This window comes from Exiguobacterium sp. ZOR0005 (assembly GCF_000798975.1).
Classification (GTDB): Bacteria; Bacillota; Bacilli; order Exiguobacteriales; family Exiguobacteriaceae; genus Exiguobacterium; species Exiguobacterium aurantiacum.
Genome location: NZ_JTLB01000019.1, coordinates 125,635 through 139,260 on the forward strand (window position 1 = coordinate 125,635; position 13,626 = coordinate 139,260).

Annotated in this window: 17 protein-coding genes; all 17 read left to right on the top strand. The window is 53.7% G+C overall.

Features of this window, described 5'->3' with window-relative positions:
- The first annotated feature begins 2 nt into the window (after positions 1-2).
- Entirely contained in the window at positions 3-668 is a 666-nt protein-coding gene (locus L971_RS08575) for a flagellar brake protein (RefSeq protein WP_024370169.1), read from the top strand.
- A gap of 74 nt (positions 669-742) precedes the next feature.
- Positions 743-1,420, top strand: coding sequence for a (d)CMP kinase (gene cmk / locus L971_RS08580; RefSeq protein ID WP_024370170.1), 678 nt, complete (start codon positions 743-745; stop codon positions 1,418-1,420).
- The gene (locus L971_RS08585; RefSeq protein WP_029335339.1) at positions 1,417-2,040 is read left to right on the top strand and encodes a 1-acyl-sn-glycerol-3-phosphate acyltransferase; all 624 of its coding nucleotides are present in this window, start codon (positions 1,417-1,419) and stop codon (positions 2,038-2,040) included. The genes cmk and L971_RS08585 overlap by 4 nt, the downstream gene beginning before the upstream one ends.
- A gap of 141 nt (positions 2,041-2,181) precedes the next feature.
- Positions 2,182-3,327, top strand: coding sequence for a 30S ribosomal protein S1 (gene rpsA, locus L971_RS08590; protein WP_047375388.1), 1,146 nt, complete (start codon positions 2,182-2,184; stop codon positions 3,325-3,327).
- A gap of 128 nt (positions 3,328-3,455) precedes the next feature.
- Entirely contained in the window at positions 3,456-4,766 is a 1,311-nt protein-coding gene (gene der / locus L971_RS08595; protein WP_024370173.1) for a ribosome biogenesis GTPase Der, read from the top strand.
- Positions 4,767-4,783: 17 nt separating this feature from the next.
- Positions 4,784-5,827 carry an NAD(P)H-dependent glycerol-3-phosphate dehydrogenase gene (locus L971_RS08600; RefSeq protein ID WP_024370174.1) on the top strand — a complete coding sequence of 348 codons (1,044 nt, stop codon included), beginning with the start codon at positions 4,784-4,786 and terminating at the stop codon, positions 5,825-5,827.
- Positions 5,828-5,907: 80 nt separating this feature from the next.
- Complete coding sequence (locus L971_RS08605; protein WP_029335334.1) at positions 5,908-6,108, top strand: DUF2768 domain-containing protein; 201 nt, start codon at positions 5,908-5,910, stop codon at positions 6,106-6,108.
- Between the two features lie 13 nt (positions 6,109-6,121).
- Positions 6,122-6,823, top strand: coding sequence for a hypothetical protein (locus L971_RS08610; protein ID WP_197053171.1), 702 nt, complete (start codon positions 6,122-6,124; stop codon positions 6,821-6,823).
- Between the two features lie 109 nt (positions 6,824-6,932).
- Positions 6,933-7,205, top strand: coding sequence for an HU family DNA-binding protein (locus tag L971_RS08615; RefSeq protein WP_024370177.1), 273 nt, complete (start codon positions 6,933-6,935; stop codon positions 7,203-7,205).
- Positions 7,206-7,332: 127 nt separating this feature from the next.
- Positions 7,333-7,905 (top strand): heptaprenyl diphosphate synthase component 1, encoded by a 573-nt coding sequence (locus L971_RS08620; protein ID WP_024370178.1) that lies wholly within the window; start codon positions 7,333-7,335, stop codon positions 7,903-7,905.
- Positions 7,906-7,922: 17 nt separating this feature from the next.
- Entirely contained in the window at positions 7,923-8,627 is a 705-nt protein-coding gene (locus L971_RS08625) for a demethylmenaquinone methyltransferase (RefSeq protein WP_369793360.1), read from the top strand.
- Between the two features lie 3 nt (positions 8,628-8,630).
- Complete coding sequence (locus L971_RS08630) at positions 8,631-9,593, top strand: polyprenyl synthetase family protein (protein ID WP_024370180.1); 963 nt, start codon at positions 8,631-8,633, stop codon at positions 9,591-9,593.
- A gap of 91 nt (positions 9,594-9,684) precedes the next feature.
- Positions 9,685-10,104 carry a nucleoside-diphosphate kinase gene (gene ndk, locus L971_RS08635; protein ID WP_047375392.1) on the top strand — a complete coding sequence of 140 codons (420 nt, stop codon included), beginning with the start codon at positions 9,685-9,687 and terminating at the stop codon, positions 10,102-10,104.
- 111 nt (positions 10,105-10,215) lie between these two features.
- Positions 10,216-10,995, top strand: a complete 780-nt coding sequence (locus L971_RS08640; protein ID WP_029335326.1) for a protein-glutamate O-methyltransferase CheR — start codon at positions 10,216-10,218, stop codon at positions 10,993-10,995.
- A gap of 10 nt (positions 10,996-11,005) precedes the next feature.
- The gene (aroC, locus tag L971_RS08645; RefSeq protein ID WP_047375394.1) at positions 11,006-12,169 is read left to right on the top strand and encodes a chorismate synthase; all 1,164 of its coding nucleotides are present in this window, start codon (positions 11,006-11,008) and stop codon (positions 12,167-12,169) included.
- Complete coding sequence (locus L971_RS08650) at positions 12,163-13,248, top strand: 3-dehydroquinate synthase family protein (protein ID WP_024370184.1); 1,086 nt, start codon at positions 12,163-12,165, stop codon at positions 13,246-13,248. Before aroC ends, L971_RS08650 begins: the two co-directional genes overlap by 7 nt.
- On the top strand, positions 13,211-13,626 hold a 416-nt coding region (locus L971_RS08655), incomplete at its 3' end, for a 3-phosphoshikimate 1-carboxyvinyltransferase (protein ID WP_047375396.1). The genes L971_RS08650 and L971_RS08655, both read left to right, overlap by 38 nt.

Genomic DNA, 13,626 nt, shown 5'->3' on the forward strand with positions numbered 1-13,626 from the left:
TTATGTTAAAAGTTGGTCAAGAGTTACGGGTGGAAGTTGAAGGGAGAAACGAAGGCAAGACGAAAATCGCAGCGATCCATGACGATGTCGTTTGGATCGAGTCACCGAGTGAGACGGCGACGCTTAAAACGTTCTTCTTGCATGAAGAAGAAGCACTGCGCGTTTATTTCTTTAAAGGAGAAGACCAACTGTTCGCGTTCGACACTGTCGTCGCGAGGCGGGTGAGCGATGCCCAACTCACGCTCCGTTATGCGTTTGCGCTCCCTAAACCGGAGAAGATCAAACGAGTGCAGCGTCGTGAATATTTACGAGTGCCAGAAATGATCAACGTCACCGTGCTCGCCGAGGATGGACAGGCGTTCCCGGCGTTTGAGACGACATCTCTCGACGTGTCGGCCGGCGGGATGCGCATCGTCGCCAACCGGGCCCCTGTCGAGCTCGATGAATCGCTCATCGTCGTGTTCCGTATCGAGGACGAGCGGGGGGTGCCGCAGACGTTCCGAGTGAAGAGCCGTCTCGTCCGTGTCCACGAGCAGGCTGTCAAAAAGGAACTGTCGCTCTGTTTCGAGAACTTGACGCCGCGCGACCAAGAGACGATTTTACGTTACTGTTTCCGTGCCCAACTCGAGGCGCGTAAACGGACGGGCTCTGTATTTTCTTCACGATAAAAAACTGGTATGATGTTCTCGGAACAAATGACCGAGAGGAGGCGGGTATCGGGAACAGCCGATACCCAATTTTTATGATGAAACCGTTACAGATTGCACTAGATGGACCGGCTGGAGCCGGTAAAAGCACGATTGCTAAAACACTTGCCAAAAAACTAGGTTACGTCTATATCGATACAGGGGCGATTTATCGCGCCGTCACGTATCGGGCGCTCCAAGACGGGATTGGCCTTGAGGACGGGCCGGCGCTCGCTGCGATGATCAACCGCATGGACTTGCGTCTCGTACCGAGCGAGTCCGGGCAACGGGTGTTCGATGGGAGCATCGAAGTGACGGATGAGATCCGCTCCAGTGAAGTGACGAACAACGTCAGCTTCGTAGCCCGTCAACCAGAAGTGCGCGATGCATTGATGGATTTGCAACGTGACCTTGCCCGTGAAGGCGGGATCGTCATGGACGGCCGCGATATCGGGACGCACGTTTTACCGTCTGCGGACTTGAAAGTGTTCATGACCGCCACCGTAGAGGAACGGGCCCGCCGGCGTCACGAAGAGAACGTGTCAAAAGGGATCCCGAGTAATTTCGAACAACTGAAAGAAGAGATCGCCCTCCGTGACAAACGAGACTCAGAACGTGTCGTCGCCCCGCTCCGGCAAGCCGAAGACGCCCATTTCCTCGATACGACCGACTTGTCGATCGACGGTGTCGTCATGGCGATCGAGCAGTTGATGGAGCAGGTGATCAATCGATGAAACCGCTCAACAACGGACCGTTCGGCATGTATCGGCTCACTGTCGGCGTCGTCAATATTATCCGGAAGTTAAGCTTTCGGGTGGAGTATGTCGGCCGCGAAAACGTCCCGCTCGACGGGTCGATGATCGTGTGTTCGAACCACCAATCAAACTGGGACCCGGTCTTGTTGGCCGGGGCCATGCCGAAACAGCGTCAGCTTCGTTTCTTTGCTAAAAAAGAGCTGTTCGACGTCCCGGTATTGAAACACATTTTGAACCGTTCCGGTCAAATCCCGGTGTCGCGTGGGGAAGGAGATCGCCAGGCGCTCCGCGTCGTCCTTCAAAAGTTGAAGGACGACGAAGTCATCTCGATCTTCCCGGAAGGCACCCGCTCAAAAGATGGGACGCTCGGTAAAGCGCAGGCCGGGGTCGGGTTCTTTGCGCTTCGTTCCGAGGCGGCTGTTCTGCCGATTGCGATTATCGGCGAGTACAAGTTCCGCCAACGGTTGAAAGTCGTCATCGGCGAACCGATCGATTTGTCTGCATTGAAAGCAAACAAAGCGAGCGCACAAGTCGCAGCCGACTTGATCATGGCCCGGATCAATGGATTGTACAACGAGCATTCACGGAACGTTCGATAAATTCAGGTTTAATCTGTTGCGAGGAAAGGTACTAATCTGATAACACCTTGACAAATCTTCGGAATTATAAGAAGTTTATACTAGGTGTTAAGCGCCTTTGGGCGCTCCTTTTTGTACTCATCGTGAGGGGGTAGTGTTGGAATGGTCGAAGAAATGAAAGATATGCCTGATTTTGAAATTAATCGAGGTCAAATCGTGACCGGTACAGTCGTCAAAATCGAGGACAAACAAGCGTTAATCGATATCGGTTACAAGACTGAGGCGATTTTGCCAATCAGCGAAGTATCAAGCATGCATTTAGACGATTTAAACGAATCACTCCATGTCAACGACGAAATCCGTGTCAAAGTGAAGAAAGTCACGGATGAAGAGGTTGTCGTATCGAAGAAAGACGTGGATGCCGAGGCAGCTTGGGATCAAATCGTCGAAAAGTACGAATCAGGTGAAGTATTCGAAGTCATGGTCAAAGACAAGGTCAAAGGCGGTCTTGTCGTCGATATCGGGATCCGTGGGTTTATCCCGGCCTCGCTCGTCGAAAGTCATTTCGTCGAGGACTTCTCATCATACTTGCATAAACCAATCACGGTCAAAGTCGTTGAAATCGACCGTGAGAAAAATCGTGTCATTCTCTCGCATAAAGCGGTCGCTGAAGCAGAGATGAGTGCGAAAAAAGCCGAGACGCTCGAAGCGCTCGAAGTCGGACAAATTATCGAAGGAACAGTCCAACGTCTTACCGACTTTGGTGCGTTCGTTGATATCGGTGGCGTCGACGGGCTCGTCCACATCTCGGAGATGGCGCACAGCCGTGTCGAGAAACCGAGCGATGTCGTGACAGAAGGCGATAAAGTCAAAGTGAAAGTGCTCGGCCTTGACCTCGACAACGAGAAAGTGAAGTTGTCGATCAAAGAAACGCAACCGGGTCCTTGGGAATCGGTCGAAGGCAAGATCCAACCTGGTGATGTCATCAGCGGGAAAGTGAAACGTCTCGTCACGTTCGGTGCGTTCGTCGAAGTCGCCCCGCAAGTCGAAGGGCTGCTCCACATCTCGCAAATCGCGAACCGTCATATCGCGACACCTTCTGAGGTGCTATCAGAGGGGCAAGAAGTGAAAGTGAAAGTGCTCGACGTCCATCTTGACGAGAAAAAGATTTCCCTCTCGATGCGTGCGCTCGAGTCGGCCGAAGCTTCACACGACGAAGACCAGGCTCTCCTTGATGAATACAGTGACCAAGGGGGATTCTCCGTCTCTGAACTCACGGGCGAAGAGTCTTCGGACGATTCTAAATAAGACGGTCGTTCAAGCGGGAGCCAGACTCCCGCTTCTTTTTGTATGGTCACCGAATTTCCGCTGTGATATGATAGTACAGTTGCATATTAGAAACGACTATTTATTGAATGAAAGTTAGAGGTGTTTTTATGGGAATTCCAGCAGTGGCCATCGTAGGCCGCCCGAACATTGGGAAATCCACGATTTTCAACCGGATTATCGGTGATCGCGTGTCGATCGTCGACGATAAGCCGGGTGTGACACGCGACCGTATTTACGGGACGGGTGAGTGGCTGAACCGCAAGTTCCACTTAATTGATACAGGAGGGATCGAGGTCGGCGACGAGCCGATTCTCGTCCAGATGCGTCACCAAGCCGAGCTTGCCATCGATGAGGCGGACGTCATCATCTTCATGGTAAACGGACGGGAAGGCATCACGGCAGCCGATGAGGAAGTCGCGAACTTATTGTTCCGTTCGAACAAGCCGATCGTACTCGCCGTCAACAAAGTCGACAACTTCGAAATGCGTGATCTCATGTATGAGTTCTACTCGCTCGGATTTGGCGATCCGTTCCCGATCTCGGGAACACACGGACTCGGTCTCGGTGATTTGCTCGACAAAGTGTTCGAGCTCGCGCCAGACAAAGACGAGTACGAGTACAACGAAGACGTCATTCGCTTCTCCCTCATCGGACGGCCGAATGTCGGAAAATCAAGTTTGACGAACTCGATTCTCGGAGAAGAACGTGTCATCGTCTCGGACGTGGCCGGTACGACGCGCGACGCGGTCGATACGCCGTTCACGCGGGACGGCCAAGAGTACGTCATCATCGATACGGCCGGGATGCGAAAGCGCGGTAAAGTATACGAGTCGACGGAACGTTACAGCGTCATGCGTGCCCAAAAGGCGATCGAACGATCAAACGTCGTCCTCGTCGTCCTTGACGGCGAAGAAGGTATCATCGAGCAAGACAAACGTGTCGCCGGACTCGCCCATGAGGCGGGCAAGGCGATCGTCATCGTCGTCAACAAATGGGACGCCGTCGAGAAAGACGACAAGACGATGAAAAAGATGGAAGAAGAAATCAGAAAAGAGTTCTTGTTCCTCGACTATGCCCCGATCGTCTTCTTGTCGGCGCTCACGTCAAAACGGTTGCAGACGCTCCTTCCGGTCATTAACGAAGTGGCCGAGTCGCATCGTCGCCGTATTTCGACGAGCGTGTTGAACGATGTCATCGTCGACGCCGTCGCGATGAACCCGACACCGACGGACAAAGGGCAACGACTCAAGATCAACTATGCGACGCAAGTGGCCATCGAGCCGCCGACGTTCGTATTGTTCGTCAACGACCCAGAGTTGCTCCACTTCTCGTATAAGCGTTATCTAGATAACCAGATTCGCCGCGCGTTTGATTTTACCGGGACTCCGGTTCACATCGTGGCTCGTCAGAAAAACTAGTGATGGGGGTGCCTCATATGGCAAAAGTAGCTGTCATCGGCGCAGGAAGTTGGGGAACGGCGTTATCGCTCGTCCTCGCTGACAACGGTCATGACGTATTGCTCTATGGTCGTGAGGAAGATCACGTCGAAGAGATCAACACGTCGCATACGAATACGACGTACTTGAAAGACGCACCGTTGCCGGAATCGATCCGGGCAACGACCGACTTGAAAGAGGCGATTGCCGGACGAACGATCATCTTTCTCGTCGTCCCGAGCTCGGCGATCCGACCGGTCTCCAAGGAATTGAATACACTTCTCACAGAACCGGCCGTCATCGTCCATGCCGCCAAAGGGATTGAACCGAAGACGCATAAACGTCTGTCTGAGATCATCGCTGAAGAGGTCGCGCCTTCAAAACGGCGCGCCATCGGGGTGTTGACCGGTCCGACCCACGCCGAAGAAGTGGCCGTGCGCAAACTGACGACGATCACGATCGCGTGTGAAGATTTAGACGTCGCCGACGAGATTCAAGAACTGCTCACGAACGATCAGTTCCGCGTCTATTTGAACTCGGACGTCATCGGAGCGGAGTATGGCGGTGCGCTCAAAAACATCATCGCCCTCGCCGCTGGGATGACCGATGGGCTCGGGTATGGGGATAATGCGAAAGCTGCCCTCATGACACGAGGGATCGTCGAGATCGCTCGGCTCGGTGTGAAGCTCGGGGCCAACCCGGCCTCGTTCTCCGGCTTGACCGGTATCGGTGACTTGATCGTCACGGCCACGTCGCAACATAGTCGCAACTGGCGTGCCGGGAACGCGATCGGGCGCGGTGAGAAGCTTGAAGACGTGCTCGGTCAAATGGGGATGGTCGTCGAAGGCGTCCGTGCCTGTGAGGCGGCACATACGCTCGCCCGCGAGGCCGGCGTCGAGATGCCGATCACCGAAGCGCTCTATAACGTGCTGTTTGAAGGCAAGAGCCCGCATGATGAAGTGAAAAAGTTGATGAGACGCCCGCAAAAGCATGAAATGGAAGAAGTCTTCCATTTCGAGGGTGACGAAGAAGTGAGGGACTGACGTTTTCGTTCAGTTCCTCGCTTTTTTTTGCTACACTAATGAACGGAGAGAGAATTATAGAGAAAGTCGAGGGGATAGACGTGACACCGTCACTTATTAAGATGTGGATTTCATTCGCAGGCATCGGGGCGTTCGCGATTGCCGCACTCATGGTGGCCGTGAGCCATACGAAGCTTTCAGGCTGGTTCGCGACACTCGTACGAATCATCGCATTCGTTATTTTTTTATTCGGGACGCTCATTATGATTTATGTGGTCGCCTCGGGACCGACGGGAGGGTAAACTGTTGAAACGAATGTTATTAACTGTCAGCCTGCTGGCGGTGACCGTGCTGAGTGGTTGCATGTTCCCGCAGACGAGCCGCGTCGACAACGTTCCATATGATGACCAGTTGCGGTCCGTGCAGACGGCCGTCGACTCGTTCAAAGAGACGACCGGCGTATTACCGATCAAGACAAAACCGGCCGAGACGCCGCTCATGGAGCGGTACCCGATTGAATTTGGCCGCCTCGTCCCGGGCTATATGGCCGATCCACCGGCGAACAGCTTCGAAGGGGGCGGGCTGTTCTTATACGTGCTCGTCGACGTTGAGACCGACCCGACCGTGAAACTGATCGATTTACGTGTGACGGAGCGGCTGCAACAGTTGCAGACGAATATCAACTCGTTCCGCATCAAGGAAGGCAAGTTCCCGTTTGACGGATCGCTCGGAAAAAACCAGTTCACAATCAACTACGACCTCGTCTTCGTCGCCGAGGAACCAAAAATACCAAGCCCGTACACGGATAACGAGTTACCGATCTACGTGGACGGGAGCGGACAATTATTTGTCGACTACCGGGCCGACGTTGAAGCGGCGCTCGAAAACACGGATGCGACGCCGGAAGTCGGCGAGGATATTCGGTATTTGCTCTATAATGATTCACCATTCGCCCCGGCTTATTCGCAAGGCTATACGATAAATGAACAAGGCGACGTCGAGTTTTTAAACAACTGATCGACGAAGCGTCGTGAATATGGGCTTTTCACTTAAAAAATGTTGTCATATCAACGTTTGTACGATATGATTAATCCCGTAAACTCTCTGTGAGAGGAGGTGAATCGTGATGAACAAGACTGAATTGATCCAAGCAGTTGCTGAAAAAGCCGAAGTTTCTAAAAAAGAAGCGACGACAGTTGTAGAAGCTACATTTGAATCAATCACTGAAGCACTCCAAAACGGTGAGAAAATTCAATTGATCGGTTTTGGTACTTTTGAAGTTCGTGAGCGTGCTGCCCGTAAAGGTCGCAACCCACGTACGAAAGAAGATATCGAAATCCCTGCGAGCAAAGTCCCTGCCTTCAAAGCAGGTAAAGCGCTCAAAGACGCGGTCAAATAATAGGCATTACATAAGTCGCCGAAAGGCGGCTTTTTTTGTGTCCGTTTACGAGTTCACATGGCGTGAATGTGACGAAAATGTGCTATACTATGTCAGAATGACAACGAAGAGGACGAGGGGGAATAGCATGGAACAGTGGACAAACGAAAGCGTTGTCACCGACCTTGCTCGTCAAATCGAACAACGCATGACGCATCCGTATTTGACGAGACACGATATTGTGCCCGCAGTCGACATGCCTTTACTTCGTTGGATGGTCGAACTGATTGACAACGAATCAACTGAAGAGCGGCAACTCGTGCTCGCCACTTACTTTGCGCATCAGGCACTCGAGCTCCACGATCAAGTAAAGGATTGTCCGAACGGTTCTCTCGAGCGCCAGTTGAACGTGCTCGCCGGGGACTTCGCATCGGCTCAATTTTATAAAATATTAGCACTGTTCCCGGCCGACTACAGCAATCGCTTCGGACGGACGGTCCAACTCGTCAACGGTGCAAAGTGTACGCTCGCTTTGGACGACGACATATCGGTCGCGACATGGATGGAAGCGAACTTTGGGTTGGTCAAGACGTTTTCTGAAGTGATCGGTCAATCTTATTTGACGTCGTTCGGGAAGCAAGTCATCGAACAAAAGGCAACAAGACTGCGCCAAGAACAACGAGAACAGCTATCGACGCTTCTTGCGCATGCTGTCGCTTAGAACGGAAAGGATGTTACGTGTTGCAACCGAAAGAAAAAGAGCAAAAAGTATATGACGTGTTTCAATCAATTTCACCGAGTTACGATACGATGAACTCGATCATCAGCTTTCGTCTCCATAAATGGTGGCGCAGAGCCACGATGCGGCGGATGCAAGTGTTTCCGGGAGCCAAATGTCTTGATGTTTGTTGCGGGACGGCCGATTGGACGATTCAACTCGCCGCGGCGGCGGGCAACACGGGCGTCGTCAAAGGACTCGATTTTTCTGAGAATATGCTCGCGGTCGGAAACGAAAAAGTCGCGGACATGCCGACAATCGAACTCATTCACGGGAATGCGATGGCGTTGCCTTTCGGCGATGACTCGTTTGACTATGTGACGATCGGGTTTGGTTTGCGCAACGTCCCGGATTACATGACGGTGCTCCGCGAGATGCATCGCGTCTTGAAACCTGGAGGGACGGTCGTCTGCCTCGAGACGAGCCAACCGACGGCGCCGCTCTTCAGTGAGTTGTATCGGTTTTATTTCGGGACGGTCATGCCTCTTTTTGGGAAACTGTTCGCCGGTTCATACGATCAATACAAATGGCTGCAAGAATCGACCGATGAGTTTCCGGACCGATTGACGCTCAAACGGATGTTCGAAGAGGCAGGTTTCGAGCAAGTCGAAGTGAAGCCGTTCTCCGGCGGTGCATGTGCCATGCACCTAGGAAAGAAGTGGTGACCGATGTCTTTGAAGCGATTGTATCGTCACATGAACCGCGAAATCGACCAAATCGATCGTTTCTTGTCAACTCGGGTCCATACGGATCATCCGGTCATTGATGCGGCCTCGAGACAACTGCTCGACGCCGGCGGCAAACGGATCCGGCCCGCGTTCGTCCTGTTGAGCGCTGCCTTCGGACAAGATAACGATATTCGTTTGACAAAAGTGGCGGCCAGTCTCGAACTCATTCATATGGCGTCGCTCGTTCATGATGACGTCATCGACGACGCCACGCTCAGGCGCGGCAAGCCGACGGTCATGGAACGTTACGATGAGCGTGTCGCCATGTATACGGGGAACACGTTGTTTGGCGAGGCGATCCGTCTCGTCTCAGAGGTCGATTCGCCGGAAGTGATGCAAATCATGGCCGAAACGATGGAGCTGATTTGTATTGGGGAAATCAACCAAATCCAAGATCAATACGACTGGGCGCAATCCCCGAAACGCTATTTGGATCGGATCGCCCGCAAGACGGCGCTTCTGATCGAGACGAGCTGTGCGGCCGGTGCCGTCGTCTCTGGAGCTTCGCCTGATGTGGTCAAACAGCTTCGGTTGTTCGGTTATGATATCGGCATGGCGTTCCAAATGACGGACGACCTCCTCGATTTCACCGCGAAAAGTTTTCAGCTTGGCAAACCGGTCGGTGAAGATTTAAAGCACGGACATAAAACGTTGCCGCTCTTTTATTCAGCGGAAGATCCTTTGTTTTATGATCGTTTGAAACAAGTCACCCAGACGTCCGGATACGAGTTGACCCAAGCGCTCGTGCGTGAAGTGCAACGAAACGGGACGCTCGAACGGAGTCAGCGGACGATCGATCGCTATGTCCGCCGGGCGATCGAGCGGCTTGAGCCGTTACCTGACGTACCTGACAAACGTTCACTCATTGAAATCGCCGAATATATCGGCAAACGAAAATGGTGATTTGGGTGTTGTAACCCCTTTCAATAATGGGAGTGACCGTGTAAACTGATAGAGTACATGGTACACACATTGATTTAGGGGGATTAGGGGAATGGAAAAGACATTTTTAATGGTAAAGCCTGACGGAGTCGCACGCGGTTTGATCGGGGAAATCATCTCGCGTTTCGAGAACAAAGGGTACACGTTGAACCGTCTCGCGATGCTGACGCCGACAAAAGAAATCGCAGAAGCACACTATGAGGAACATAAGGAAAAACCGTTCTTCGGAGAACTCGTCGCCTTTTTAACGTCAGGTCCTGTCGTGGCGATGGAGTGGGAAGGCGAGAATGTCATCGCCGTCTCGCGCATGATGATCGGGAAAACGAACCCGCTCGATGCACAGCCGGGGACGATTCGCGGTGATTTGGCCTCGACGATGTCTCAAAACGTCATCCACGGGTCCGATAGCTTAGAGAGCGCCGAGCGCGAACTGTCGCTTTGGTTTGCCTCTGAAGCATCACACGTTTCATGACGAGGAAAGGGACGGGGCCGCCTGTCCCTTTTTCTATTGGCATTAAAGCGCTTTCGCCGCTACGCGTTTGGACATATAGAAGATGAGAAAGAATTGAGGTTGGAACTGGTGATAAATGATTATGCCATCTTCGTGAAGAAGTTTTATATGAAATCTGGAATCGACTTGAATTTATATAAGGAAGCACAAATGAAACGCCGGATGATCGCCCTCCGGGAGAAGAAAGGCTACGCCACGTTCATCGAGTACTTTAAGGCGATGGAAGCGGATCGCGGGCTTTACGACGAGTTTCTCGACCGCATGACGATCAACGTCAGCGAATTTTACCGAAATCCGATTCGGTGGGAACAGCTCGAGACGGACATCTTGCCCGAATTGATTCGGAAAAGCCAAGGAAAGCTCCGTGTGTGGAGCGCGGCTTGTTCGACCGGAGAAGAGCCTTACTCACTCGCGATGTTGTTATCCAAACATTTGTCACCTGCCCAGTTCTCGATCACGGCGACGGACTTAGACGACGTGGTGCTCGAAAAAGCACAGCAAGGGAAGTACCATGAACGCGCCCTCGTCGATTTGCCGGACGAGTTTCGGCAACGATACTTCACGAAGCGCGGTGACGATTATTACATCACGGAAGATATTAAGAAGCTGGTCACGTTTAAAAAACATAATTTGCTCGCTGACCTGTATGAGCGCAACTTTGATTTGATCGTCTGTCGCAACGTCTTGATTTACTTCACCGAGGAAGCGAAAGAGAAAGTGTATAAATCATTCCATCGGTCATTGCGGCCGGGCGGCATGCTGTTTGTCGGCGGGACCGAGCAAATCTTCCAACCGAAGCGCTACGGCTATCGGATGAAGCAAAGTTTCTTTTACGAAAAATTTGAAGAGTGAGGTGTCGCGTATGCGTTATTTAACGGCAGGAGAGTCACACGGACCAGGTTTGACCGTCATTGTCGAAGGAGTGCCGGCCGGGCTAGACGTTGATATCGATGCGATCAATCGAGAGCTGAAAAAACGACAATCGGGCTACGGACGGGGCCGACGAATGCAAATCGAGTCTGACCGCGTCGAAGTCAAAGCCGGGATTCGTCACGGGCGAACGACAGGCGCCCCGATCTCGTTTTGGATTGAGAACAAAGATCACACCCATTGGCGTAACGTCATGCAGGCCGAGCCGATCGCGGACGATCTCGAAGTGAAGCGGCGCGTCGTCCGACCGCGGCCGGGTCACGCCGATTTGGTCGGAGGACTCAAATATGACCACCGGGACTTGCGTGACGTGCTTGAACGTTCGAGCGCCCGCGAGACGGCGGCGCGCGTCGCCGTCGGTGCACTCAGCAAGCAGTTGCTCGCAGCGGTTGACATGACCGTGTTCAGCTATGTGAACGTGATCGGCGGCGTCGAAGCGGAACAAACGGATGCCGATTCGAAAGAAGCATTGATGGCGATGGTCGAGGCTTCGCCGGTGCGGACGTTCGACGCTGACGCCGCTGAAAAGATGATGCGATTGATTGACGAGGCGAAAGCTGCGGGCGACTCGCTCGGCGGCGGCGTCACGACGGAAGTGCACGGCGTCATCCCGGGACTCGGTTCATACGTCCAATATGACCGAAAGCTCGACGCGAGAATCGCCCAGGCGGTCATGAGTGTCAATGCCATCAAAGGCGTCGCGTTCGGTGACGGCTTCGACATGGCGTTTCGTCCTGGTTCAGAAGTGATGGACCCGATCGCATACGACGATACCGGTTATACGCGAATGTCCAACCACCTCGGCGGTTTCGAGGGTGGGATGACGACCGGAATGCCGATCGTTTGTAAGGCCGTCATGAAGCCGATCCCAACGCTTTATAAGCCGCTCCCGTCGGTCGATATCGAGACGAAAGAAGCGTTCCTCGCTCAAATCGAACGAAGTGACGCCTGTGCCGTACCAGCGGCTTCCCTCGTCGTCGAGGCGGTCGTCGCGTTCGAACTCGCCCGCGAACTGTGCGAGACGTTCGGGCATGACACGGTTGAACGGATTCAAAGCCGGGTCACGACGTACCGTGAGGAGATTCGCACATGGTGACGATTCGAATCGATGCCTCGAGCCCATATGAAGTGACGATTGAACGCGGTGATGCCTGGCTCGACCGCGTTCCTTATTTTTCGTGCTCGACCGTCTGGGTCGTGACCGATGAGACGGTCGACGAACGACACGGTGCCTCGTTGCGCCGTCGCCTCGCGGCCGTTCATCCATCAATCGTCTGGTCGGTCGTGCCCCCTGGGGACGGTTCGAAGTCGCTCGAGACGATCGAACGTCTCGTCACAGAAGGACTTTCGGCCGGGTGTGACCGGGGAACGCTCATCCTCGCCTTTGGCGGAGGGATGGTTGGTGACTTGGCCGGTTTTCTTGCGAGCGTCTATATGCGAGGCGTCCGCTACGTGCAAGTACCGACAACGATTTTGGCACACGATTCGGCAGTAGGCGGCAAAGTTGCGGTGAACCATCCGCTCGCTAAAAACGCGATCGGTGCCTTTTTCCAACCGGTCGGGGTCCACTATGACGTCACACTTCTTGAGACGCTCGCCGATCGAGAAGTGTTGAGCGGACTAGGCGAGCTGATCAAGCACGCCTACTTGTCCCGTTACGTCCTTGATGAGTCGTTCGAAGAGGAACTGTTCGCGGCACTTGAGACAGGCCGTCTCGATTGGACGATCTGGCTCGCCCGCGGGATCGAGGTGAAACGATGCATCGTCGAAACGGATGAACGGGAACAAGGCGTGCGCGCCTGGCTCAATTTCGGTCATACGTTCGGGCACGCGCTCGAATCGGTAGAACAGTATCGACTCGCCCACGGTGAGGCCGTCCTATATGGGATGGTGTACGCGTTTCTTGTCGCCGGCGACGTGCGGCGGGCCGAGGTGCTCGCGACGTGGATCAAACAGCATGATGTCACGCCGATAAATTGGCAACCATTTGATGTGTATGCGACGAAAATGAAGCGAGACAAGAAAAATCGTGACGGCCACGTGCGCTTCGTCTTGCTCGGTGAACGTGTCACGGTCGAACCGGTCACGCAGGCACGGCTCGAGGCCGTATTCAACCAAATGAAAGGATGGATGCATAATGGGATTGAACGGAACAATTCGTGTACCGAGCGATAAATCGATCACACATCGTGCCATCATGTTCGGGGCGGTCGCGGACGGGCGCACGGTCGTATTGAAACCGCTGCTCGGGGAGGACTGTCGGTCGACGATCGAAGCCGTCCGTCGTCTCGGTGCTACGGTCGAAGAACTGGCGGACGAACTCGTCATCACGGGTGTACGGACGCTTGAAGCGGCGACACTCGACTGCGGGAACTCGGGAACGACGATGCGTCTGTTGACCGGCTTGTTGGCCGGCTACGACGGGGAATATGTGTTAACGGGCGACGCCTCGCTCTCAAAGCGGCCGATGCGCCGTGTGACGGCGCCACTCCGCCAAATGAAGGCGAAGATTGACGGGGACCACGCCCCGCTACGTGTCACCGGGGGGCGTTT